Source organism: Treponema sp. UBA753 (assembly GCF_002297325.1).
Taxonomy (GTDB): Bacteria; Spirochaetota; Spirochaetia; order Treponematales; family Treponemataceae; genus Treponema_D.
In genome coordinates this window covers 35,791-59,119 of sequence record NZ_DBKJ01000076.1, presented here as the reverse complement: position 1 = coordinate 59,119, position 23,329 = coordinate 35,791, and the positions used below count along the sequence as shown (strand labels likewise).

Genomic DNA, 23,329 nt, shown 5'->3' with positions numbered 1-23,329 from the left:
TGAATTTATTCCATTATTTCCTTTTCTTTAGCTTCATAAATTCCGTTGATTTCTTCGATATACTTATCAGTGAGCTTCTGAAGCTTTTCAGTTTCTGTCTTGAGCTGATCTTCTGTAAGTTCTCCTGCTTTCTGCTGTTTTTTCAAATCTTCATTTCCGTCGCGGCGGATATTTCTGATTGTTGTGCGGTAGTTTTCTGCTGTGGCTTTTGCCTGCTTTACAAGTTCTTTTCTTCTGTCTGCTGTAAGCGGCGGAATTGCGATACGAATTACCTTTCCATCATTGTTTGGGTTTAATCCGAGCTCTGCTTTCTGGATAGCTTTTTCAATGTCGCCCATAATTGACTTGTCAAAAGGAGAAATTACAATTGTGCGAGCTTCCGGAATTGAAATGTTTCCAACTTGATTCAGAGGAGTAGGTGTTCCATAATAGTCAACACGTACTTTGTCAAAAATTGCTGCGCTAGCTCTTCCTGTTCTGATTGATTTGTATTCTTCTTTCAGTGAATTGACCGTTTTTTCCATTCGGCTTTCATTGTCTGCCATAATTTCTCCAAATAATTAAGTCTGTAACTTTTTTAAGTTCATTAAAAAGAACTACGGCAAGCACTTTGCTTTGAAAATGCCTGCCGCAATATTTTATTTTCCTAAGAGCAAAAGATTTATGCTGGCAAATTCAAGGGTTGCGCCCACTGATTTTCCAACTTCATCAAGCTTTGCTTTTACAGACTTTTTGTCGTCTTTTACAAACATCTGATCAACAAAACAGATTTCAGCAAGGTGCTTGTTGATTTTGCCCTGAAGAATTCCATCTTTTACATTCTGTGGCTTTGATGCCATTTTTGGATCATCTTCCATCTGTTTTGCAAAAATTTCTTTCTGCTCATTGATGTATTCAGCTGGAACATCTTCTGGTCTGTTGTAAGCAGGAGTAAATGCAGCAAGGTGCATACAGCAGTCGCGTGCAAATTCCTTTACTTTTTCGTCTGTAGAACCTTTGATAACTGTAACAGCGGCTGTCTTGAAGTCAGAGTGGATGTAAATTCCTGCAACTGAATTTTCAGGAACATCAATAACCTGAATCTTTGACAAAGACATATTCTCGCGTGTGCGTGTTGCAAAATCCAAAAGAACATCAGAAAGTTCTTTGTTGATTTCTGTGTATCCCTTTGCAAAAATTTCATCAAGGATTTTTTCACCGCATGCAATGAATTCTGCATTCTTTGCAACAAAGTCAGTTTCACATACAAGTTCAACAACAGCAACTTTGTTTCCGTTCTGACGAATAAAAATGCGTCCTTCAGAAGTTGCGCGTTCTGCGCGTTTTGCAACTGCGGCAAGTCCTTTTTCTTTCAAGAGTTTTACTGCTGCGTCAAAGTCTCCGTTTGTATCAACAAGAGCTTTTTTGCAGTCCATCATTCCTGCGCCTGTTGTTTCGCGCAAGTCTTTTACCATAGCGGCTGTAATATCTGCCATTTTCTACTCCGAGATATTTTTATTTTGTATAATTGTCCTCGTCCAAAAGCTCGCTTTCTCTTTTGTCAGCTTCTGCATCTTCTTCTTTTGGCTCTGTAGGAGTGTAGTTTGAATAATCAACAATTTCTTCATCTTCTTTTTTGGTTGTTGCATCTGTTGTGATGTCATCCTCGTCTCCAAGAGTGTCGATGATTTTAAGTCCCTGCTCATTGTCTGCTTCGATTACAGCGTTTGCAATAATAGAAGTAAAGAGGCTGATTGCGCGAATTGCGTCATCATTGCCAGGAATAGGGTAATTGATTCCTTCTGGATTGCAGTTTGTATCAACAATAGCAATGATAGGAATTCCCATGCGGCGTGCTTCTGCAACAGCAATCTGCTCTTTGTGTGTGTCAATAATAAATACTGCGCCAGGAAGCTCCTTCATGTCTTTCATTCCGCCATAGTTCTTTGTGAGAGTTTCTTTCTCTTTCATGTATGCGGCGACTTCTTTTTTTGTGAGCTTGTCGAAAGTTCCGTCAACTTCCATCTTTTCGATTTTCTTAAGACGGAGAAGCGATTTTTTGATTGTTGTAAAGTTTGTAAGTGTTCCACCAAGCCAGCGGTTGTTTACATAGTACATTCCGCAGCGTTCTGCTTCTTTTGCAATAGCCTGCTGAGCCTGTTTTTTTGTTCCTACGAAAAGAACTGATTTTCCTGATGATGCAACTTTGCGTACAACATCATAGCTGTCTTTGATTGCAGTGATTGTTTTCTGCAGGTCGATAATGTGGATTCCATTGCGTTCTGCGAAGATGTACTTCTTCATACGTGGATCCCAGCGTTTTACTTGATGTCCGAAATGAACTCCAGACTCAAGAAGACTTTTCATGGTTACAACTGCCATGATTAACTCCTTCACCGGAAAATTCTTCTTAATGTTTAAAATTTTCCACCGGCTTTGTTTCTCGTAGCTGACTAATCAGCCCGGATGATTTCGTAACATATTTTCTTATGAAAAAATGTCCGGCAAAATCGTTTATCAAACTGTAAACTTATAATTTTGCTCTTTAAGCATATCATATAGCTCGAAGATAGGCAAGCCCATTACAGAGCTTTCAGTTCCTTCGATTTTTTTTATAAAACAAGATGCTTTTCCCTGAATTCTATATGCTCCTGCCGCTCCGTGCCATTCGCTTGTTTCAAGATAAGATTCAATTTCGGCTTCTGACATTGCGGCGAAAGTTACTTTGTTTACGCTTGTTCTTGTTGTCATGTAGTGAGCACTTCCGTTAAAAAGCGCGATTCCGGTGATTACTTTGTGGGTTGTTCCTTGCAGTGAATTTAGAAAGTCTCTTGCTTCATCCTGATTTTTTGGTTTGCCGAAAATTCTGTTTTTGTGGAGAATTACTGTGTCCGCTGCCAAAATCCATCCGATTTCATTTTCCGCTGGAATCTTTCTTGCGACAGCGTCTATTTTTCTTGCTGCTAAAAATTCTGCGGCTTCCTCTGGCTTTATGTCGGCAGGAATTGCTTCGTCAATATCCGCAGGATTTACAATAAAAGGAATGTTTAGGAATTTTAAAATCTCTTGCCGCCTAGGAGAAGAGGATGCTAATATTATTGGTTCCATAATGTTTTTTCAGTTGACATTTTAAAAGCAAAAATATAATCTATTCATGCTTTTCGGGAGATTAGCTCAACTGGATAGAGCGTCGGCCTCCGGAGCCGAAGGTTGTGGGTTCGAATCCCGTATCTCTCAGTTAATTTTCTAAAAATAAATTTCTTTTCAAAAACAAAACTGATTGTGTAGAAAAATCCGAATAGAAAAATTAAGAGTAATTGTAGTAAAGCGACTGCGTTTGAATATTTCAGCCGCTTTTGTAAAACTTGCAGGCGGAAAATGCCCGCAGTCTTTTATTTTCCCTCTTTATCTTTGTTTGAATTATTGCTGCCCTGAATGGACTTTAAAAGCTGCAATGCCTTTTGTCTTACAGGTCTTACATATTTGTAGTTTGTTCCAATTGAAGAAATTGACTGAATCATTTCGTTTTTATTCTGAACTGTAGGAGCAAGCTTTTCGTAAGCATTAAGAACTTCAAGTGCAAGCGAGCTTGTAGGATTGAGGGCTGCATACTTTTTGTGCACGAATTCAATCATGTTTACAACTTCGTCATTGTCGTTCATGCCGATATTTCCCAATGAACGGATAGCTGCTGTAACAACCATAGGTTCTTTGTCTTCTGTGGCAATTGAAATAAGCATGTTTTTCGATTCAACTGTAGGAATTTCTCCAAGAAGGTCGCAGGCTTTTGCGCGGATGTCTGGGAAGTTGTTCATTATGCGGCCGTTTGTGCGCGATTGGCTTTTTATTCCTTCACCTGCAAGGCGGGAAAGAGCTGCTGTCATGTCTGGAGAACTTCTTCCAGCTCCAACAGCTTCTTCCAAGTACTGCAAGGCTACAATCTTATTGTCATATTCATCAGAAGCAGCAAGCTCTCCAATTATTACATCTTGCACGCTGCTTAAGTATTCATCTTCTACAGTCGTTTCGTTTCTTGAAGTCTGGTCTTTTCCATTCTGCTGTTCCTGTGCAAAAACTGCCTGACAAATAAAAATACAACAGGCACCTGCAATCAGCTTTGATACTTTCATAACTATTCCTCCTTATGGAATCTTTTCAAGTTTAGAATATATTTCACAAAAAAGCAAGAAAAATGTAATTTAGTCCGGGTTCTTTGGAAGTACAAGTTTCCACTGGTCATTGACTTTATGGAAGTTGTAGTAAACTACGTCTGTGTTGTTCTGAACTTGGACAGCTTTTACAAGCGACTTTGTTTCGTAACGGATTTCGTCAACTGTGTGTCCAGCTCTTGCTGGAATAAAAACAAATTTGAAATAGTCTTCGATTGTATTTAGCCGAAGTCCTTTTTTTGGTAGCCTGTTCGCTGCTTTCTGAAGGTTCTGTCTTTTTGACCAATAGTTCAGGCTGTCTGCATCAAGATATGAAATCCATCCGCGGTAGTCCATGTTTTTCATATAAGTGTCAAGGTCTTTGATTATATTGAGGATTCTTGACTTGTCTTCATTGAAAACTTCCTTTGAAACAGAAACTGCCGATGTTGATCTTGTGTATTCATCGTCTGTTTTTTCAATAACAACCGGCTCTTCTTCAATTTCTTGAACTGGCTCTGGTTCTTCTATTACTATTGGTTCTGTTAGCTGCTCTTCTATCTGTGGAGTTTTTTCTACAGGCGCAGAGGCGCAGGATAAAAATGCAAATACTGAAATTAAGCTTAGTTTTGTAAAGAATTTTTCCATGGGAACAATTTTAATATCTTTATCTTGTTTGGTCAATTAAAAGAAGCGGCAAAAATTAAGGGCGCTTGCATTGCTGCCGGCACCCTTTTGCGGGAAACTAGAATTTCCAGCATATTCCTATTGTAGGAACAAATTTAAAAGCGCCTTTGTAGTCAAATTTTTCATCGCCATCAAAAATTTTTGTTCCATTTACTTTTTGTGTTATTTCAGCTTCTACTTTTGCAGGGAACATATAATTTGCGCACACTGAAGCAAAAACTGAAAAATGCTTTGCAGGAGTGTAAACAAATGTTGCGTTTGCTCCAAGAACAGAGGCCGCATGTGTCATGCTGTATTTGGATTCTGACTCATAATAATATGAAGATTTAGTATACTCGCGGAAAAGCACGGTTACATCTGCTCCAAGAACACCGTATAGTCCAAGAAACATCTTGTCTGTGCAAATTGGCGCATATCCAGCTCCGATAAGAAAAAGTCCGTTTAGTCCATTAAGTTCGTCATCATCATCTTCGACTGTAAGATTTGAGCTTGAATAATTGATGTCAAAAATTCCGCGCACAGAAAATCCGCTTTCGTGTGTTCCTGCATAGTCAATTGAAAGTCCTGTCTGGTTCTTGAATTTGATGTCGTCCATTCCGTCTTCGTCTGCTTTTACAGTTGTTGATGTCGGAAGTCTCCATCCAAATCCTGCGTAGTTTGTCCAAGTTTTTGCAGAAACAGACAATCCTAATACAAGTGCGGCAAAAAGTGTTGTGAATTTTTTCATAAAAATCTCCTAACTAACTTTAATAGTTGTGTTTTATAATGTATGTTATATAACAAATGTAATTTTATTGCAATATATATTGATTAAAAAAAATTTTCAGCATTTAACTAATTTTGTTTTCATTGTTAAAAATTTTGAAATCTGCTAAAATAGAGACATGACTACAGCTGTTTTTCCGGGCTCTTTTGACCCTCCGACTTACGGACATTTAAATATAATAGAAAGAGCGAGCCGCCTTTTTGATAAGATTGATGTTTTGATTTCTGTAAATCCTGACAAAAAGTGCCTTTTTTCTGACAAGGAACGCTATGATTTGCTTATAAAGCTTACTGAGAATTACAAGAATGTTACCGTTCATATATGGAATACTCTTGTTGCCGACTACTGCAGAAAATCCGGCGCAAATGTGCTGATTAGGGGGGTGCGGAACGCTATGGACTTTTCGCATGAGTTTGATCTTTCCCTTATGAATAAACATTTGAACAGCGATGTTGAAACTCTTCTAATTCCGACTGCGCAGAAATATTTTCTTGTGCGATCAAGCAGCATAAAGGAAGTTGCAAGGTTTGGAGGAGACATAAGCACAATGGTTCCAAAACTTGTTGAAATTGAGATGAAAAAGAAATTTTTTGAGCAAAATTCGGCTTCAAAATAACAAAAATCGTCAAAATGTCATAAAAAGGTGTCAAAATTCATTGACAAATGTTTCATAATGCAAGTATAATTCTTGACAAGAAATAGGAATCTGTAGTAATATCAAAAACCGTTATACAGACGACTAAAAATTATAGCGAGGATATATTATGGCAGTACCTAGATCGAAAACTTCAAAAGCTGTAACCAAGAGAAGACGTGGCGTTAATATGCATCTTGACACACCGAATCTTGTGGCATGTGGAAACTGCGGAAACTTAGTTCTTCCACACCATGTATGCAAGAAATGCGGTTTCTACAAGGGCCGTCAGGTTCTTACTCCAGAAGTTAATGGCTAAATCAGGAGACTAAAATGGACGAATTGTTTGTAAAGATTCAGAAGCTTATCGCTGAAAAACTCGGAATTGATGAGTCAAAAGTTACAATGGATGCATCTTTCCGTGGCGACCTTGGAGCAGACAGCCTTGACACTTATGAGCTTGTTTATGCTATTGAAGAGGAAATGGGTGTTTCTATTCCTGATGACAAGGCTAATGAATTTGAGACTGTAAAAGATGCTTACGACTATATCAAGTCTCAGCAGCAGTAATTTCTGTTTTTCAGTTTTAGCAAGGCACAGTCTGTTGGCTGTGCTTTTTTTGTTTATTTTAGTTTTACACAAAATGAAAAATCAGCAGATTTAAGTCATTTTGTTTGGCTTGTTTTTTTTGTTGTGTTTTTATAATTTTATTCGGATTATACAATGGGTTTTAAAAGTCTTTTTTATCCAGAGAAAAGTTTAACAAGAGAAAGAAAAAAGGAGCTTGATGAATTTTGCAGGCATTTAAAGCTTCATTTTAAAAACTATTCCTTGCTAGATTTGGCGTTTCATCACAGATCTTATTCAAACGAAAATTCTTCCTACAAAAGATATAATAATGAGCGTCTTGAATTTCTTGGGGACAGCGTGCTTGGACTTGCGACTGCTGCATTTTTGTATAATGATATGTCGCAGAACAAAGAAGGTGATCTTGCAAAAATAAAGGCGAATGTTGTAAGCGAGCAGTCTCTTGCGCCGATTGCTGTTGAAAAAATGCACATTGATAAATATCTTGTGCTTGGAAAAGGCGAGGAGCTTTCAGGTGGAAGATCAAAAAAGGCGATTTTGGCCGATGCTGTTGAGGCAGTTATTGGAGCTTTGTATATTGACTCTGGATATGAAAGCGCAGAAAAGCTTGTTCTTGAATTGATTATTCCTGAAATAAGAAAAGTTCAAAATGATCATGGAAGCAAGGATTATAAAACTTTGCTTCAGGAATTTTATCAGAAAAAAACAAACGCTTGTCCTTCTTATTCGCTTGTAAAGACAACAGGACCAGACCATGACAGAGTTTTTTATGTCTCTGTAAAACTTGGAGATGTTGTTTATGGACCTGCTAGCGGAAAAAATAAAAAGTCAGCGGAACAGGCGGCAGCTGGAGTTGCTTGCAAGGCTCTTGGAATTGAATAAGCTATTTAAACAGAATATTTTTCACTGAATAGTTTTTTTGAAAGTTCGATCAGTTTTTCTTTTGTGTTCATTTCTGGAGAGTCGGTTACGGTTTCGAAAAGCTCATTTAGAATTTTTCCCATTACTTTTCCGCTTGGAATTCCTTCCGATATTAAATCTTTTCCGTTCACTTTTAAATCTTTCAGGCTTAGCGCGGAATTTTCAGCCATAAGTTTTTCAATCCGTTTTTTTAATTCAACAAGAAGGTTCCACGACGGAGTTTTTTGCTGAAGCGGAATTCTGTGCATTCCGTAAATGTCTGCGAGCCGCAAGAGAAAAAGGTCGTCAAGATTTTCTGCGCCAACTCTTATTATAAATCTGCGCACCGCTGAATCTGTCCAGCTGCTTTCATAGTGGAACATGTGCTCTTTTACAAGGTGGCTTACTTTTTTTATTTCATCATTTGAAAATTTTAAGGAAGTCATTGATTTTTTTGCTTTTTCAGCTGAAATCTGTTCATGCCCGTGAAAATGAATTCTTTCTTTTCCGTTGACTGTTTCAATTGTTTTAGATTCTGGCTTTCCTATATCATGATAAAAAGCCGCAAGCCGGACTGTAAGATTTTCTTTTGGACATCCATCGCAGGCGTATAAAATATGATCCGCAACATCAAATTCATGGAAGCCTCTTTCATCCTGCTGGAGACAATTTCTGCAAACAGAAAACTGCGGAATAAATATTTTTAATATTCCTGTCTGCTCCAATAGTTTTAATCCAAAGCTAGGTTTTTCTGTCTGAAGGATTTTGCAGAATTCGTCACGGAATCTTTCTGTGGAAATGCCTTCGACTTTTTTTAGAATTTCTTCTTGCGAGATTGCATCAAATGTTTTTTCTTCAATTTTAAATCCGAGCTGCCCTGAAAATCTTATTGCTCTTACAGGACGAAGCCCGTCTTCTGAAAAACGTTCGAATGGATTTCCGACTGTTCTGATTATTTTTTTTTGAATGTCTTTTTGCCCGCCAAATGGATCTGTGATTTTTCCTGTTGAAAGCTCCGCGGCAATCGCATTCATTGTAAAGTCGCGCCGTGAAAGATCTTCTTCGATTGTGTCTGCGTATTTTACTTTGTCCGGATGCCTTCCGTCTGAATATTCTGTTTCTGTTCTAAATGTTGTTGTTTCAAGCTCAAGTCCGAAAATATGAATTGTTACAGTTCCGTGCGCTATTCCAGTTGGGATTACATTCTTGAAAATTTTCATTACTTGCTCAGGTGTTGCATTTGTCGCAATGTCGTAATCGTGGCAAGTTTTTCCCATCAGCATATCGCGGACAGCTCCGCCAACAAGATATGACTTGAATCCGTTGTCTGAAAAAATTTTGCTTACTTTGATTAGTTTTTCTGGAATTTTTACACTTTTTGATGAAAACATGATAATATACAATATCAAATTTTGAACGGAATTTCTATCTATGAACATTTTTATTTTTACCGGTGGAGAAGCTCCGTCTCCAGAAACTGCAAAGCCTTTTTTGGAAAAATGCCAGCCGGACTATGTTATTGCCGCTGATTCTGGACTTGAAACTTTGGATTTGTATGCGGAATTTTTTGGTAAGGTTTTTGGGCCGGATTTAATTCTTGGCGACATGGACAGTTTGAAAAATTTGTCTTTGCTTGAAAAATATAAAAATGCAAAGCGGGAAGTTTTTCCGAGCGACAAGGATTTTACTGACACAGAACTTGCTCTTTCTACAGCAAGGCAAATTTGCAAAACATCGTCGGTTGTTCTTGTGGGCGGAAACGGCGGCTGTTTGGATCACCTTATTTCAATTTATGATTCTTTTTCTGAAGATTTTCATGCTGACGTTTGGCTTTGTGTGAATCAGGCTGTTTATTTTCTTGCTGAAAAAAAATCGGCGGAAGTTTATAATTTGCAGCTTGAAGACAGAATTTCAGTTTCGCGTCTGACAAATAATTTTGACAATTCTTTTATTGAAGCAGAAGGATTTGAATGGAACTGCTTTAGAAAAAAAGGAATGGCAAGTGTTTCAAATAGAATTTCAGAGGAAAACTTTGCTCATAAAAATCCTGCGAAACTTTTTGCTTCAAAAGGCTCTTTTTTAATTTTTGCTCCGTATCATTGCGAAGTAAAAATTTAAATTCCTTTTGCAATAATTGAAATTGTTCTTGCAAGAAAAAAAATTCCCGCTGAAAAAACGCACGAAAATATATATACAAAAAAATAAATCCAGTATGATTTTCTTTTCGATATAAAAAAAAGAACAACGCTTTGGAGAATTCCTGCTGCGGAAAAAACAAAAAGTCCTAGAATTGTTGCTGAGCATGAAGTTAAAACAAAGTTCAGTGTGCTGTCAAGAAAATCTTGGTAAGAGCCGCTCACATAAAGAACTATAAGAAATACAGAAAACAGAAATAAAAAAAGGGAAGTGCGCCCTGTAAGTTTAAAGAGAAAAGAACGGTTGATTTTTTTTAATCTATTTAAGGAATCCATTTTTTGTGAATTTGCTTTAAAATATTTATATAAATCAGTATAATGGAAAAAGCATAATTTATCGAGTGGGGCAAAATGAAAGTAAAGAAGTTTTTTGCTAATTTTATAGTTTTGCTGATTTTTTCAGCGGTAGTTTTTTTTATTGGATGGATTCAGTTTTATGTGCGCCCTGGAACTTGCGCTATAATGAAATCAAAAACTGGCGGATTGTATCATTCTGCGGTCGTTCCTGGAGTTTTTACTTGGAGATGGGAGCGGCTTCTTCCAACAAATGTTTCGCTGGAAATTTTCGACCTTTCAGTTTACAAGGCAACCCAGTCTGTTTCTGGAGAACTTCCGAGCGCATCTTTTTATAGTTCCCGCTTTTCTGATAAAAAAGTTGATTTTTCATACAATGTTGAGATTTCAGTTTCGATGAGCCTTTCTCCTGAAGGAATTTACAAGCTGGTTTCTGAAAATAAAATAACTTCAAATGAAGATTTGCAGGGATTCTACGATGCGAAGGCAAAACTTGCGGCTTCTCTTGTAGCAGAATATCTTGTTTCATCTTCAGCCTTGGTAAAACCTTCCGCTTTAAGCCAAAAAGAAATTCAAGAAATAGTTGAAAAAAAAGCTTTCGAGTTTGATGGAATTTTAATTTCGTCAGTTGAACTTCTTGATGCAAAAATTCCAGATGTTGAACTTTACAACCTTGCAAAGGCAAACTATGCATCTTATCTTGAACTTTTGAATTCAAAAATGGCGCAAAAGGCTGAGTCTCAGGCGGAATTTTTTGTTGAGCAGGACAGAACTTTGGCGCAGCTTGAAAAACTTGGTTCAATGCTTCAGAAATTTCCGCAGCTTGAGGAAATGTTTAAAACTGGAGATGCCGCTCAAATTATAAATGCTGTAAAATCAATGCGCTAAAATTTTGAGGATAAAAAATGGAAAAAAGAATTTTTGGAATCCGTGGTGCTGTTTGCGCTGAAAATACTCCAGAGTCAATAAAAGAAAATGTCGGTGAAATGTGCCATTTGATTTTTAAAGAAAATAATTTGCAGCCCGATGATATTGTTTCTGTTCATTTTACGATGACGCAGGATTTGAAATGTATGAATGCCGCCGCTGCGCTTAGAAAAAGCGATGTTGGAATTGATACGTCTTTGCTCGCGCTTTTTGTTTCTCAGGAAGCTTCTATAGACGGAATGTTGCCTCGTGCTATAAGAGTTCTAGTTACAGCTTATCTTCCTACTGAAAAAAAGCCTATCCATGTTTATATTAACGGGGCAGAAAAACTTCGGCCTGATTTTTCAATAAGGAAAATAAATTGAACATTTGGCTTGTTTCAAGGGAATATGCCGGGATTGCGGAGGCGGGCGGTGTAAAAAATGTTGCCTGTTCTTTGGCTGAAAGTCTTTTGCATTTAGGACACAAACTTTGTGTTTTCATTCCGCTTTATGACTGCACTGATTTATCGCATGTTGAAAATTTTTCTGAAACTTGGCGGGATTCTGTTGCTTTTGATATAAATGGAAAGCCTACTGAAGTTTTTTTCTCGCGCGGAATTTTCAATGGTGTTGAAATAATTTTTATTCGTCATAATTCTTTCTCTGAAAAAAAAGCTGTTTACACTTATACTTTTGATGAGCAAAAATATAATCCTGAACATCGGCAAGGGGAAGGGCATATTGATAACGATTTTCTGAATATGCTTTTCCAAAAAGCTGTTGTGTGCTATTCAAAAAATTGTCTTAATGATGAAATTCCAGACATTGTGCATTGCCAAGATGCTCCTGCTGCAATGATTCCGGTTTTTGCTCGCTTTATGCCTGCTGTAGCCGGATTTTTTTCAAAGACAAAATTTGTTGTAACGATTCACAACGCTGGCCCTGGGTATCATCATGAATTTAAAAATATTGAAGAAGCCGAGCGTTTTTCAGGTCTTCCAAAGAAAATTCTTGAAAAAGGAAAAAACGGTTTATGCATAGAGCCTTTCCTATTGGCTTCAGAAAATGCCTGTGTTACTACTGTTTCCCCTGAATATGCTAATGAAATTATTTCAGGAAAAACCGACACTGCAGGTCTTTCGGAAGGTTTTAAGAAAAAAAGAATTGAGGTGATTGGCATTACAAACGGAATCGATTTTTCAAAATACGAACCTTCTGACAAAAATAAGTCGCTTTTACCTTTTGCCTTTGATCCTTTAAAAAACGACTTGGAAGGAAAATACAAATGCCGCGATTTCTTCTTGGAAAAATTTGCTTCAAAACAAAGCCTTGCTTCCAAAAACTTTGCGGATGGAACTTTGCAGTTTGGCTTTATTGATTCTGCTGAAAAAAATTCTAGTTTTACTTATATTGCTTATCATGGACGGGTTGTTCATCAGAAAGGAATTGAAGTTATGCTTGATTCCGCTGAAAAAATGTTTGAGTCAAATTTGCCTGTGAGATTTATTTTTGCAGGTCAAGGTTCTGTTGAGCTTGAAAATTCTTTGATTGCTTTTTCTGAAAAATGGAGTGGAAAATGTGTCTACATAAAAGGATACAATAAATCCATTGCCCGGCTTGCAGTTGCCGCTGTTGATTTTTCATTGCATCCAAGCTATTTTGAGCCATGCGGACTTGAAGATTTTATTGCGCAGACTTTTGGAACTTTGCCTGTTGCCCATGCGACTGGCGGACTTTGCAAAATTGTCGATGATGAAACTGGCTGGCTTTATTTTCCTAATACATCAGAATCTTTGCAAACCGAACTTACATCTTTGGTGAATATAATGCGTTACGCTGGGCGTGATATTTTTAAAGGCATGATTTCTTATGCTTCAAGGTATATTCATGAAAAATATTCCTGGAACAAAGTTGCGCTGATTTATGAAGAACTTTATAAAAAACTTCTTGCCTGCTGAAATTTATTTTTGAAAGAAAAACGGCTGACCAAAAAACGTAAATTTTTTGATCAGCCATTTTCTTGTTAATTTTACTGTTCTATAACTGACAAATCAGAAACTGAAAGAAGCACTGGAATATTATTTGAATTTGTAACAACAATTCCTTTTCCCGTAACTGTAATCGGAGTGCTTTCTGAAATGTTTACTGCGCTTTTTTGAATCAAGTTAAGGGATTTGTCATAGCGGCCAAGAACCCATCCTGATTTGTCTTGAATTACACAGTAAAAATTGCTTCCATTGTTTACAAGAACTGAATGCTCTGAAACATTTTCTTCTGATTCTTTTTGAATCTCCATTTTGAATGCGTCAATCAGGCAAAGTTTTATAGCGCCTTTTCCTGAATTTTCACCGCAAATAGCCATGTAGAATATTGAGTCTCCAGAAGTTTTTGGGAATGATGCGCCAGTTGCAACTCCGACAACTGCATCTTGAACTGCGATTATTGTTCTTCCGCGGATAACTTTTACAGGAGATTCTTTTACGACTTTTCCAGTTTTTGAGTTTACCTTTACAAGCGTACTTAAGTAATCTGCTTCTTTTACAACTTTTAGTCCGATTACAGTGCCGTCTTCAAGTTGCTTAAGTTCCGATTCAAGAATTTCCTGCTGATCTTTTGCAATTTCCATTCTTTCATTTTGAGCTTCGTCAAGTTTTTTGTCGGCTTTCTGCTGCTGCTCTTCGGCTTTTTTTGCAGATTCATCAGCTTTCTGCTGCTGCTGCTGAGTTTTCTGCTGTTCCTGATCGGCATTTGATTTTGCTTGGTCAGCTTCTTTTTGAGCGTTTTCAGCTTTTTGCTCAGCCTGCTTTGCTTCAGCTTGCTTTGCTTTGTTCTGTGGATCTGCGGCGGCTTCTTTCTTGGCACTTTCAGCATCTTTTTTTGCTTTGTCCGCTTCGTTTTGCTTTGTCTGCGCTTTTTTTTCAGCCTGTGCCTGATTTTTTTTCTGCTCGTCTAAAGCCTGCTTGTCCTGAGCTGCTTCTTTTGCTGCTTCCTGAGCTTTTGCTTCTGCGTTTTCAGCCTCACGCTCTTTTATGTCAACCATGTTTTTGCGCTCGTCAACGCCTTTGTCATCATCTTCCTTCATGGATTCAACAACTTTTTTGTCGCTGATAACAGAAGTGTCTACAGAAGAAAGACCGCCTTCTGCATATTCTCCAAGCGGAATCACAATCTGTGAATTTCCTGGCCAGTCGCTCCATTTTATTGAAAGCCCGCATTTTTTTTCAGTAAGATTGCTGATTACAATGTTTTTGTATTTTGATTTGAATGTGTCGAGCTGATTTCTATAAACTGCGTTGTATACAGTAACGAACGTTGCGACTGTCGAAGCGTCCTGCTGGGAATATCCGTAAGCCGCGCTCAAGTAGGACGCAATGATTCTTCGCAAGTTTCTGATGTGGTCAACTGTTGCGTTCGGATTTATAAGAATAATGTCTGCGTCAAGTTTTCCTTGCTCGGAAGGATCGACTGCATGAATAACTGTATACTTTCCATTTGCGCCGAATGTTCCGCTTGACTGTGTTCCTGCATTTTTTAGCTGATTTCCAAGTCCTGCGCCAATTGAACTTATAGCAGCCGCTGTTTCAATTACAGAATGAGGACCTTCGTAGTTTTCAAAGACGATTGTGCTTGCGTCTCCTGCGCTTCTAAGTTCTCTTTCGTTTACATTTTGCGCCGAAACGAAAAATACTGAGCCTGCCGCAAAAATCAGCGAGGCTAAAAACTTTCTGTTCATATTTCCTCCAGACTGAAATATTTTATCATGGTTTCTGAAAAAATTCTACGAAAATGCGTTTAAAGTTAAAGCTGAGATTCAATAATTTTATCGAGAGTTTTTAGAGCATAGTCTTTTGTTTCTTTATCGAACTGAGGGTAAAGCATGTATTTTAAAATTTCCTGGCCTTTTCTGAAAAATGAAGGGCGGCCCATAAAATGGCATATTTCGTATGTTGAGTCAGCAATTTCCTGCAAAAGTTTTTTGTCATTTTTGCTTGTTTTTGTTTTTAAAATGATTTCAATAGAAGAAAGAAGTTCACCTTGCGGATCGAATGAGCTTTTTCCGGCAGCCCTGACAAGACAAAGCAATAGTGAAGGGTCGTCTGTTTTTTTTAAAAGCGAAGAAAGTTTTCCAAAGTAAATTCCGCTTTCGCTTTCTAGTTCTATAAGTCTTTGGCAATAATCAATATTTCTTTTAAAATAGGGTTTTTCGTTATAAAAAAGGTTTTCGGTTTTTGTCCAGTCCTCGTAAAGAAATCCCAGTTCGCTTTGGATTAAGGAATTCCAATTTTCTTCTTCCGCTCCGAAATTTCCTTGTGAAAATTTTTCTTTCATTTGAGCTTCAAGGTTTTCATTTATCGCGCGCCCTGAAAAATCGTCAGACTTTATTCCGGAATATTTATAGTTGTACGGCGAAACTTTTTTTTCTATAAATGAATCTTGTGATTTTGATAAATTCAGCCTGGTTTGAAAAACCTCTAAAGCCCAGTTGCTCATGCAGAAAACAAGATAGCCTGAATCTGAAGCAAACATAAAATTCCATTTTTTTTGCGGATTGAATTTTGCCTTCCATGAAACTTTTCCATCTTCTTTGTAGCAAGCTCCGTTATGCGCGCTGCAAATTACAAGGCCTTGGGACGTGTTCTCTGAATAGAAAAAATTTTGCACGCCATTTTGAAATTCTGAAATTTTTCCACCAGTTTTTTCGTTTAAATAGTAAACTGAATTTTTGTATATTGCCGCTATTTTTCCGGAAACTTCTAAAAGTTTTGCAGAACCTGAATCTTTTTTTAGAAAAGTCCATTTTGAATAAGAGCCGTTTTCGTTTACAGAGCAAAGTCCTATGCTTCCGTCTGAAAATGCAAGCGCGACACCTTCTTTGCATGAAACTGCCTGTAAAACTTGTCCTGCAAAAATAATTTCTTCTTTTTCTGTTCCAAATGGCGAAATCCTTTTTGCAATTGATTTTCCGTCGTGAGTTCTTGAAAGAAAAACTAAAATTGTGCCGTCATTTAAAGTTACAAGCGGAATTGAAATATTTTGCATTTCGGTTTCAATCTGCCATCTTTTTACGCCCTTTAAGCCGTAGCAGGAAATTCCATTTGTTCCGCGAATAAAAATTCTGCCGTCTCTTCCGCACAAAGGAGCTTCTTCTATGTTGAAATCTGATTTCTGTGTCCACAAGACAAGCCCCGAGGAATTCATCATAAAAAGTGTAGAATCTGTTGTTGCGCCGTAAATTAAATCGGCAGGACCTTCTGTAATAAATGGCTTTAGTCTTCCTGGAGCGGCTCTTTGCCACAAAAGTTTACCGAGTTTTGAAAAGCCCAAAATTTGTTTCCCATCTCCTGCGGCAATGTAACCATAGCTTGTTTTTACAGGCTGACAGAGGATATTTCCGCCAAGCACAGATACAAAAGAAGGCTTTTCATTTGTAAAATCAATTTCTTGAGACGTAAAGGAATTTTGAGCAGATAAGATCAAAATTTTTGCTATAAAAAATATTATGATGTATGTTTTTTTAGACAGATTTTTCATTTTTCAAAATTTCCAAGGCTTTCGATATGCCCAGTTTGCGGATAAAAGTCTAAAAGGAACAGTTTTTCCAATCTGTAACCTGAATTTATGAGAGCCTTTGCATCACGCGCATGTGTCGAAGGATCACAAGAAAGGCTTCTTATCTGCGGAATTTGAGAATTTTGAAGCCATTTCTGCACAGATTTTTCCATTCCGCTTCTTGGAGGGTCAATTACAACCGCATCAAAATTCCCACATTCCTTTGTGCAAGTTTCCGCATGATATTTTACCCAGACATCTCCACTTACGCCAAAACTTTTGTGCTTTTTTCCAGCAAGATTTTGCTCTGCGTAGACAACTGCACTTTTGTTGTGTTCCACTAAAATAACGTTTTCAAAAGTGTCTGCAAGAAAAACAGAAAATGTGCCAGCCCCGGAATACATATCCAGCACATTTTTTCCAGAAATTCCGCCAGTGATAAGAGGAATTGACTTTTCTAGCACTTCTAAGTTGGACTGAAAAAATCCTAGAGCGTCAAAAGATATGCTTTTTCCAAGGAGATTTACTGTGCAGGCGGTTTTTGATTCTGAAGATGTTCCTTCGTAGCGCGCTTTTGCTTTTTTCTGTTTTCTTCCATTACATCGCTTTGTTGCAATTTGCTTTTTTTCTGATTGTTCTGCAACCACAATTTTATCGAATCCTGCGGGAATTGAAACTATGTTTTTGCTTCCGAAAATATGAATTCTTCCTTTTGGGCGCTCGCTGAATGGAATTTCCTTTAAATATTTATTTACTTCTTCTGTTGCGCAAGGGCACTGGTCAATTTGAACAATTTCATTGCTTTTTTTTCCCATAAGTCCGCCGTTGTGCAACTGAAACCTTGCTCTGTAACCTTTGTCTGCACCCGAAACAATCTGGATTTGCGGAACTTCAATTCCTTCTCGAAAAAATGCATCTTTTAAAGTCTGAACTCTTAGCTGTCTTTGAAATTCTGGCTCTATGTGTTGAAGGTTACAGCCTCCACATTTTCCATAATAAGGGCAGAAGGGGACAGTTCTGTATCTGGATTTTTCTATTATTTTTAGATTTTTTGCAATGCTATAATCTTTAAAATCTTTTTCAATTTCAATTTCGACTTTTTCGCCGGGAATTGTATATGGAATAAATATTTTCTTTTCGCCGCTGTTTTCCGCTATGCAGTCTCCGCCAAAGACCATTTTTCCTACAATTACTTCCATTGACAACATGCTGAGATTATATCTAAAAAAAATATAGTTTACAATGGTTGCATTTTAGTTCTTTTTGGCAATGGTTTTTACAATAAATTTTCTTTTTCTATTAGCAAAGCTCACAATTTTAAAACTTCAGTTTAATTTCATTTAAACTTGAGCAAACAAAATCAACTTTCTTTAAAAGCTCTTCATCTGGCTCTATTCTGTCTGGAACCATGATTGTAAAAAGTCCAGCGGATTTTGCGCTTTTTATTCCGTTTGGGCTGTCTTCTACTGCCGCGCATTTTTCAGGCGGAAGATTTAAACTTTTGCAGGCAAGTTTGTATATTTCAGGATCTGGCTTTGAATGTGAAACTTTATCTCCTGTTGACAGTGACTCAAAAAATGAAAGCAGGCTTGCGTTTTTCAGCTGCCTTGTTACGACTGGACCTCTGGTTGAAGATGCGAGTGCAAGTCTGTAACCTTTGCCTTTTAAATATTCAAGCGTTTGTTTTGCAAAAGGCATAAGCGCGATTCCTTCTGATTTTTCAATTTCTGAGAAAAAAATTGAAGTTTGCTCCATAAAGTTTTGAACCGAAAAATCAGCTCCGAGAGAAGTTTTTAGAATATTGAATGTGTCGTTTTTGTTTGTTCCGATGCATTTTTTGAACAGTTCCATGGCTTTTTCGTCTTGAATTCCAAATTCTTTTCCTGCCTTTATCCAAGTTTTTTCACAGATGCTTTCCGTGTCAAGAAGAATTCCGTCCATATCAAATACAAATGCTTCTATTTTTTTCATGTGGAGATTATAGGAAAATTCTAGCGAAATTTCAATTTGAATATTGACCATGAGATGTTGTTTTTATATACTAGATGAACAATAAAATTATCTTGTGGCGTTAATTTGTTAGATAACGGTAAGGGAATGATACAACACTACTTTTTTAAGTGTATGTAGTGCTGACCGGTCTTTCTTTAATGCCGGGCAAGAACAGGAGTTGTTATGAAAAAGGGAATTCACCCAGACTACAAACTTACAAAAATCACTTGTGTATGTGGCAATGTGATTGAGACTCGCTCAACAGTATCAGATATTCATGTTGAAATTTGCTCTGCCTGCCATCCTTTCTATACAGGAAAGCAGAAGCTTGTTGATACAGCTGGACGCATTGACCGCTTTAACAAGCGCTACGGTGTAAAAGCTACAGAAACAAAATAAGTTTGTTCTTTTACATTTTGAAGCAGGCTGCAATAAGCCTGCTTTTTTTTTAGGTTTATCCAAAGCTTACTGGAGAATGTTATTATGAAGTTAAAAAAAATAATTCTAACTTTGTGTTCTTTTGTTTTTGCCTTTAATGTTTTTGCGCAGACTGCTGAAAGTGCAGAAAAGACAGATGTTTCCGTGGATTTTTCAAGTGAGACTGTCGAGTTCGATTCAAAAAAACACTATTTTGTCGCTGCTGGTGGAATGTTGCTTTCAAATATTGTTATTGCCGGATGGAACCGTTTTGGTCCTGCAAGAGCTAGCTGGGCTCAAGTTTACTGGGACGATATAAAAGAGCCTTGGAATAGGAAAATAAAGTTTGACCGCGACTGGTACTGGACAAATTTTGTTCTGCATCCTTATCAGGGCGGACTTTATTATCTGGCTGCGAGAAATTCAAATTTGAATTGGTTTGAGTCTTTGCTTGTTTCAGCGGCAGGCTCTTTTATGTGGGAATACTTTTTTGAAACAAATTCCCCGTCAACAAACGATCTTACATATACTCCAATTGGTGGTTTTGCTACAGGAGAAATGGTTTACAGGCTTGGTCTTGAAGCAAATGCCAAAGGACACAAATTTCTTGGCTACGTTGCGAACCCGCTTAGACTTTATACTGATCCGGTTTTTAAAAGAGCCCCGCAAGGACCGAGCGGACTTTTGCAAAGTTTTTCTTTAAAAACTGGATTTGGACTTGCTTTTGCAAATACTTGGCTAAAAGACCCTTACGACAATTGTTCTGAATTTTTCCCGGCTTATGGAACTGTTGGACTTGATGTTGTGTATGACGACCCTTATGGGCACGACTCAAATACTCCGTACAGCCAGTTTGAGCTTTCAATGCAAGGTTCTGCAGGTCTTGGTTCTGGTGAAGGCGCGGATTCCACAGAAGAAAAAATCATGTACAGCATAAATATTTTCAGCAACGGAATGCTTTTTGCTAGAAATCCTGATTTTGGGGAAAACCGAGATACAACTATCGGGCTTGTCCTTGAGTATGATTTTATGTGGCATTCGTTCATGGAATTTTCTTCACTTGCGCCTGGTTTCGCCATAAAGCAGAGGATAAACACAGAAAACGGAGCTTTTGTCTGGCAGTCCCATTTGGCAGGAATTATAATGGGAACAGCTGATTATTATTACTTGCGCCGTGGAATTGTTCCTAAGCCTGATTATGTTTCCTGCGATTACGGATATACAACTGGTGCTGAGATTGTTGAAAAGATTGCTTATAATGCGCATTCTGGCTTCGTTTTTGACTGGACTGTTCACGGATATGCAATGTACAAGTATAAAGCACAAAAGCAGGATTGCGATGACACTGGCTGGGAATATTTTGCTTTTTCTCAAGCCGCTGTAGAGTTTCCTGTCTCTAAGAAAGTTTCACTGGGACTCTCTGATGATTTCTATATAAAATATGCTGACTACGATAATGTTGAAAATGTTTTTTCAGTTTTGAACGCAGTCAACTTTTATGCACGATTCAAATTGATGTGATTTTCCAAGCCCTGTGGATTTTAGAATTTCTGTAATCCTCGGGGATTGTTGAGCTTGTTATTTCTTCTGCTGACATTTTAGGCGGAAGAAGTTTTTCATCCATTTTTAACTTGCGGCTGTTTGTGCTGAAATAAAGAATTCCTTTTGAGCTTAAAAGCTTTGAGCAGTTTTCTATTAGCTTTGGCCAGTCCCTATTTAAATCAAGCGTGGTGTCTGTATTTTTTGAATTGCTGAAAGTCGGCGGATCAAGAATTATTATATCGAATTTTTCATTTTCTTTTATTTGTTTTGATTTTTCTTCAAGATAATGAATAACGTCCATTCGTGTAGTTTTGTAGCTCGGTGTGTCCAAAAAATCATTCATCTTAAGGTTGTTTTTAGTCCATTCAGTGTAAGTGTTGCTCATGTCAACGCTTTCAACAAAAGATGCTCCTCCTTCAGCAGCATAAACTGAAAAACTTCCTGTGTAGCAAAAAAGGTTTAATACACGTTTTCCTTTGCAGTTTTCGCGTACTTTTAGCCTGAGCGGTCTATGATCGAAAAAAATACCTGTATCTATATAGTCTGTCAGATTTACAAAAAAGAGCTGGCCTTGCTCAAAAATAATTCCCTTTATGCTGTTTGATTCTTCTGCCTTTTTGTACTGGCTTCGTTTTCCGCTGTCGTCTTCACGCTGTCTTTTCCTCATTTTTACTATTACATTGGATTCTGGAATTTCCAGCGCCTTTGAAGTTTGAAGGCTCATTTCCTTCAGCCATAGTTCTTCCTCTTCAAAAGGTTTTTCGTAAGGACGTTCATAAAGATAAAGTCTTGCGTAAGTTCTTTGCTTTTCCTGCGCTAAAAGTTCCCTCGCTTTTTGCCCGTTTTCACTTATTGCAGAATTCAGCTCGGAATTATATTTTGCCGCGTCGATTTTGTTTTCAACGAATTCTGGAAGAAATGTGTAAACGTCAAGGCATAGCGGAATTTCTGGAATGTCCTTGTCGTAAATTCTATAGCATGAAATTCTATTTTTTCTTGCCCATTTTTTCAGGTGCTTCTGATTTTTTGAAATTCTGTTGAAAAAAAGTTCGCCTTGGTAACGGTTTTTGTTTTCTTCCATAAATAGTAGTTTCTCCAGTTAAATTTTAAATTCTGAAAACGGAATAGGTTCTTTTGGATTTTCAGAGATTTCGCTTAGCTGCATTTGCATCCATGAAATTCCGTACCATTTTCCATTTTTGTTTCCTGCATTTGGAAAGTTTCCGATTTCCTTAAACCCAAGTTTTTTGTGCATTGAAATGCTTATTTTGTTTTCTGAAGTTATTACGCCGTAGACATATTTAAATCCTTGGCGTGAAAGAGTTTCCATAAATTTTTTATAGAGCGCAGTTCCAATTCCGCATCTTTTTGGAGCGTCTGGGGAAAGATAAACAGTGGATTCAACATTCCATTTATATGATTCGTGAGGTCTTAACTGATGTCCGTAGATAAATCCACAAATTCTTCCGTTTGAATCTTGCGCGACAAAATACGGATAATTTTTTTTTGTTTCAGCAATTTGCTTTTTGTATTCTTCGATTGACGGATTTTCAGTTGAAAAAGTTACAACTGTATTTTTTACGTAGTAATCATAAATGTCGTGAATTTCTTTTGCATCTTTTTCTTCTGCGATTCTGATTGAAAAATTTTCCATGATAATTCAGCTCCATTTGTATTTTATCGTGAAATTTTTTCTGTTCGCAAAAACTTCCGCAGGAATTCCCATTGCAATAGGAACAGCAGGATCTACGTGCCCAATGTCAGCGTCCATTATTATCGGAAGATTAAATTCTGAAAGTATGTCTGTAACTGCATTGTGCTGATTTATTCCAAAAATTTCTTTTCCAAGAGAAGCGAGCGGACGTCCGATTATAAATCCTGAAGCTTTTTCAAACCAGCCGGCATTTTTTAATTGCCATACTTGCCTCCTAATTTCCGCTGGATTTCCGTCGCAGCTTTCAAGAACCCAGATAATTTTTTCTGCGCCGCGGTTAAATTCTTTTACGCTGTCAAGTTTTGTTCCGCACAAATTTGCAAGAACATCAAGGCAGCCTCCTAAAAGGACTCCTTCCATTTTTACTGAATCATTTTTTCCTGGAAAGATTTTGAGTGTTTTTTTTTCTGTAAGATTGTAAGTTAAATTTTCAAGATTTTCTGTAGAATCGCTGTCGTTCTTCGGAAGCTGAAATTTTTCAAATCCAGAAATTTCTTTTATTTTTCCTTCCAAAAGTCCAAGAGAATAAAGTTCAGGTGTTTGCCATTTTTTTCCAAAACCTGTGATTGTCGGTCCGTAAATTGCCGCGACTTTGCATTTTGTTACTAAAGGAAATGTAAAATTTGTGTTGTCGGAATATCCCATGAACCATTTTGGTTGTGCAACTGAAATTTTTTCAAAGTCAATGAAGCCGGCTGTTTCGCACATCATTTCTCCGCCGCCTGCAGAAATAACTGCGGAATTTTCATCAGAACAATAAAAATCTTCGAGTTCTTTTGCTGCTTTTTTTGGATCTGTTGAAATTCCTTTTCCGTCGCTTTTAAATACAGTTTCTCCTGCAAAAATTTTGTAGCCAAGAGATTCAAATTTTTTCTTTGCAAAATTAAAGCGGGAAGTGTAGGGTTCTGTTGTGCATCCAAATGAAGGAGCTGTTACGGCGATTGTGCAGCCTTTTTTTATTGAAGGCGGAATTCTTATGTTCATTCTGCGATTATATAATTTACGCAAAAAAAAA

General features: G+C 37.4%; 26 protein-coding genes and 1 tRNA gene. 11 read left to right on the top strand and 16 right to left on the bottom strand.

Going from position 1 to position 23,329, the window contains the following annotated elements; all coding sequences use genetic code 11:
* Positions 1 to 5 precede the first annotated feature (5 nt).
* From frr to B4C08_RS06695, 4 genes are all read right to left on the bottom strand, one after another.
* Positions 6 to 545: a ribosome recycling factor gene (frr, locus tag B4C08_RS06710; RefSeq protein WP_013701401.1), complete on the bottom strand. Its 540-nt coding sequence runs from the start codon at positions 543 to 545 to the stop codon at positions 6 to 8.
* Positions 546 to 638: 93 nt separating this feature from the next.
* The gene (tsf, locus tag B4C08_RS06705; protein ID WP_296664106.1) at positions 639 to 1,475 is read right to left on the bottom strand and encodes a translation elongation factor Ts; all 837 of its coding nucleotides are present in this window, start codon (positions 1,473 to 1,475) and stop codon (positions 639 to 641) included.
* Between the two features lie 19 nt (positions 1,476 to 1,494).
* Positions 1,495 to 2,361, bottom strand: a complete 867-nt coding sequence (gene rpsB, locus B4C08_RS06700; RefSeq protein ID WP_296091572.1) for a 30S ribosomal protein S2 — start codon at positions 2,359 to 2,361, stop codon at positions 1,495 to 1,497.
* Between the two features lie 135 nt (positions 2,362 to 2,496).
* Entirely contained in the window at positions 2,497 to 3,087 is a 591-nt protein-coding gene (locus tag B4C08_RS06695) for a Maf family protein (RefSeq protein ID WP_296664105.1), read from the bottom strand.
* 55 nt (positions 3,088 to 3,142) lie between these two features.
* Here B4C08_RS06695 and B4C08_RS06690 point away from each other — a divergent pair.
* A tRNA-Arg gene (locus B4C08_RS06690) sits at positions 3,143 to 3,216 on the top strand.
* Positions 3,217 to 3,371: 155 nt separating this feature from the next.
* Here the strand turns inward: B4C08_RS06690 and B4C08_RS06685 are convergent.
* From B4C08_RS06685 to B4C08_RS06675, 3 genes are all read right to left on the bottom strand, one after another.
* Positions 3,372 to 4,109, bottom strand: a complete 738-nt coding sequence (locus tag B4C08_RS06685; RefSeq protein WP_296664104.1) for a HEAT repeat domain-containing protein — start codon at positions 4,107 to 4,109, stop codon at positions 3,372 to 3,374.
* A 69-nt stretch (positions 4,110 to 4,178) separates the two neighbouring features.
* Entirely contained in the window at positions 4,179 to 4,775 is a 597-nt protein-coding gene (locus B4C08_RS06680; RefSeq protein ID WP_296664103.1) for a hypothetical protein, read from the bottom strand.
* Positions 4,776 to 4,872: 97 nt separating this feature from the next.
* The gene (locus B4C08_RS06675; protein WP_296664102.1) at positions 4,873 to 5,541 is read right to left on the bottom strand and encodes a hypothetical protein; all 669 of its coding nucleotides are present in this window, start codon (positions 5,539 to 5,541) and stop codon (positions 4,873 to 4,875) included.
* A 157-nt stretch (positions 5,542 to 5,698) separates the two neighbouring features.
* Between B4C08_RS06675 and coaD the strand changes: the two genes are divergently transcribed.
* The 4 genes from coaD to rnc all read left to right on the top strand — a co-directional run bounded on the left by coaD (position 5,699) and on the right by rnc (position 7,684).
* On the top strand, positions 5,699 to 6,196 hold the full coding sequence (coaD, locus tag B4C08_RS06670) for a pantetheine-phosphate adenylyltransferase (protein WP_295797086.1): 498 nt from the start codon (positions 5,699 to 5,701) through the stop codon (positions 6,194 to 6,196).
* Positions 6,197 to 6,344: 148 nt separating this feature from the next.
* Positions 6,345 to 6,533, top strand: coding sequence for a 50S ribosomal protein L32 (gene rpmF, locus B4C08_RS06665; protein WP_013701408.1), 189 nt, complete (start codon positions 6,345 to 6,347; stop codon positions 6,531 to 6,533).
* Between the two features lie 14 nt (positions 6,534 to 6,547).
* The gene (acpP, locus tag B4C08_RS06660; RefSeq protein WP_013701409.1) at positions 6,548 to 6,784 is read left to right on the top strand and encodes an acyl carrier protein; all 237 of its coding nucleotides are present in this window, start codon (positions 6,548 to 6,550) and stop codon (positions 6,782 to 6,784) included.
* A 153-nt stretch (positions 6,785 to 6,937) separates the two neighbouring features.
* Positions 6,938 to 7,684: a ribonuclease III gene (rnc, locus tag B4C08_RS06655; RefSeq protein WP_296664101.1), complete on the top strand. Its 747-nt coding sequence runs from the start codon at positions 6,938 to 6,940 to the stop codon at positions 7,682 to 7,684.
* Between the two features lie 5 nt (positions 7,685 to 7,689).
* Here the strand turns inward: rnc and B4C08_RS06650 are convergent, their stop codons facing one another.
* The gene (locus B4C08_RS06650; RefSeq protein ID WP_296664100.1) at positions 7,690 to 9,093 is read right to left on the bottom strand and encodes a CCA tRNA nucleotidyltransferase; all 1,404 of its coding nucleotides are present in this window, start codon (positions 9,091 to 9,093) and stop codon (positions 7,690 to 7,692) included.
* Positions 9,094 to 9,133: 40 nt separating this feature from the next.
* Between B4C08_RS06650 and B4C08_RS06645 the strand changes: the two genes are divergently transcribed.
* Entirely contained in the window at positions 9,134 to 9,820 is a 687-nt protein-coding gene (locus B4C08_RS06645; RefSeq protein WP_296664099.1) for a thiamine diphosphokinase, read from the top strand.
* Here the strand turns inward: B4C08_RS06645 and B4C08_RS06640 are convergent.
* Positions 9,817 to 10,173, bottom strand: a complete 357-nt coding sequence (locus B4C08_RS06640) for a hypothetical protein (RefSeq protein WP_295797100.1) — start codon at positions 10,171 to 10,173, stop codon at positions 9,817 to 9,819. The genes B4C08_RS06645 and B4C08_RS06640 overlap by 4 nt on opposite strands.
* A 75-nt stretch (positions 10,174 to 10,248) precedes the next feature.
* Between B4C08_RS06640 and B4C08_RS06635 the strand changes: the two genes are divergently transcribed.
* Genes B4C08_RS06635 through B4C08_RS06625 form a run of 3 tightly spaced genes read left to right on the top strand, consistent with a single transcriptional unit; the run spans position 10,249 to position 13,057 of the window.
* Positions 10,249 to 11,079 (top strand): hypothetical protein, encoded by an 831-nt coding sequence (locus tag B4C08_RS06635; RefSeq protein WP_296664098.1) that lies wholly within the window; start codon positions 10,249 to 10,251, stop codon positions 11,077 to 11,079.
* 17 nt (positions 11,080 to 11,096) lie between these two features.
* Positions 11,097 to 11,483: a chorismate mutase gene (gene aroH, locus B4C08_RS06630; protein WP_296664097.1), complete on the top strand. Its 387-nt coding sequence runs from the start codon at positions 11,097 to 11,099 to the stop codon at positions 11,481 to 11,483.
* Positions 11,480 to 13,057, top strand: a complete 1,578-nt coding sequence (locus B4C08_RS06625) for a glycogen synthase (protein ID WP_296664096.1) — start codon at positions 11,480 to 11,482, stop codon at positions 13,055 to 13,057. Before aroH ends, B4C08_RS06625 begins: the two co-directional genes overlap by 4 nt.
* Positions 13,058 to 13,128: 71 nt before the next feature.
* Here B4C08_RS06625 and B4C08_RS06620 read toward each other — a convergent pair whose 3' ends face one another.
* The 4 genes from B4C08_RS06620 to B4C08_RS06605 all read right to left on the bottom strand — a co-directional run bounded on the left by B4C08_RS06620 (position 13,129) and on the right by B4C08_RS06605 (position 18,620).
* A complete protein-coding gene (locus B4C08_RS06620) occupies positions 13,129 to 14,832 on the bottom strand; it encodes a P83/100 family protein (protein ID WP_296664095.1) in 1,704 nt (567 codons plus the stop codon).
* Positions 14,833 to 14,897: 65 nt separating this feature from the next.
* Entirely contained in the window at positions 14,898 to 16,631 is a 1,734-nt protein-coding gene (locus B4C08_RS06615; RefSeq protein ID WP_296664094.1) for a hypothetical protein, read from the bottom strand.
* A complete protein-coding gene (locus tag B4C08_RS06610; RefSeq protein WP_296664093.1) occupies positions 16,628 to 17,857 on the bottom strand; it encodes a class I SAM-dependent RNA methyltransferase in 1,230 nt (409 codons plus the stop codon). The genes B4C08_RS06615 and B4C08_RS06610 overlap by 4 nt, the downstream gene beginning before the upstream one ends.
* 109 nt (positions 17,858 to 17,966) lie before the next feature.
* Entirely contained in the window at positions 17,967 to 18,620 is a 654-nt protein-coding gene (locus B4C08_RS06605) for an HAD family hydrolase (protein WP_296664092.1), read from the bottom strand.
* A gap of 204 nt (positions 18,621 to 18,824) precedes the next feature.
* Here B4C08_RS06605 and rpmE point away from each other — a divergent pair, with 204 nt between their 5' ends.
* Entirely contained in the window at positions 18,825 to 19,040 is a 216-nt protein-coding gene (rpmE, locus tag B4C08_RS06600) for a 50S ribosomal protein L31 (RefSeq protein WP_013701421.1), read from the top strand.
* Positions 19,041 to 19,124: 84 nt separating this feature from the next.
* Positions 19,125 to 20,579 (top strand): DUF3943 domain-containing protein, encoded by a 1,455-nt coding sequence (locus B4C08_RS06595; protein ID WP_296664091.1) that lies wholly within the window; start codon positions 19,125 to 19,127, stop codon positions 20,577 to 20,579.
* Here B4C08_RS06595 and B4C08_RS06590 read toward each other — a convergent pair.
* The 3 genes from B4C08_RS06590 to B4C08_RS06580 are packed head-to-tail and all read right to left on the bottom strand — an operon-like array spanning position 20,566 to position 23,298.
* Positions 20,566 to 21,681 (bottom strand): class I SAM-dependent methyltransferase, encoded by a 1,116-nt coding sequence (locus B4C08_RS06590; RefSeq protein ID WP_296664090.1) that lies wholly within the window; start codon positions 21,679 to 21,681, stop codon positions 20,566 to 20,568. The two genes, B4C08_RS06595 and B4C08_RS06590, sit on opposite strands and share 14 nt — an antisense overlap.
* A gap of 18 nt (positions 21,682 to 21,699) precedes the next feature.
* Positions 21,700 to 22,254 carry a GNAT family N-acetyltransferase gene (locus B4C08_RS06585; protein WP_296664089.1) on the bottom strand — a complete coding sequence of 185 codons (555 nt, stop codon included), beginning with the start codon at positions 22,252 to 22,254 and terminating at the stop codon, positions 21,700 to 21,702.
* A 6-nt stretch (positions 22,255 to 22,260) separates the two neighbouring features.
* The gene (locus B4C08_RS06580; protein ID WP_296664088.1) at positions 22,261 to 23,298 is read right to left on the bottom strand and encodes a S66 family peptidase; all 1,038 of its coding nucleotides are present in this window, start codon (positions 23,296 to 23,298) and stop codon (positions 22,261 to 22,263) included.
* Positions 23,299 to 23,329: the final 31 nt, after the last annotated feature.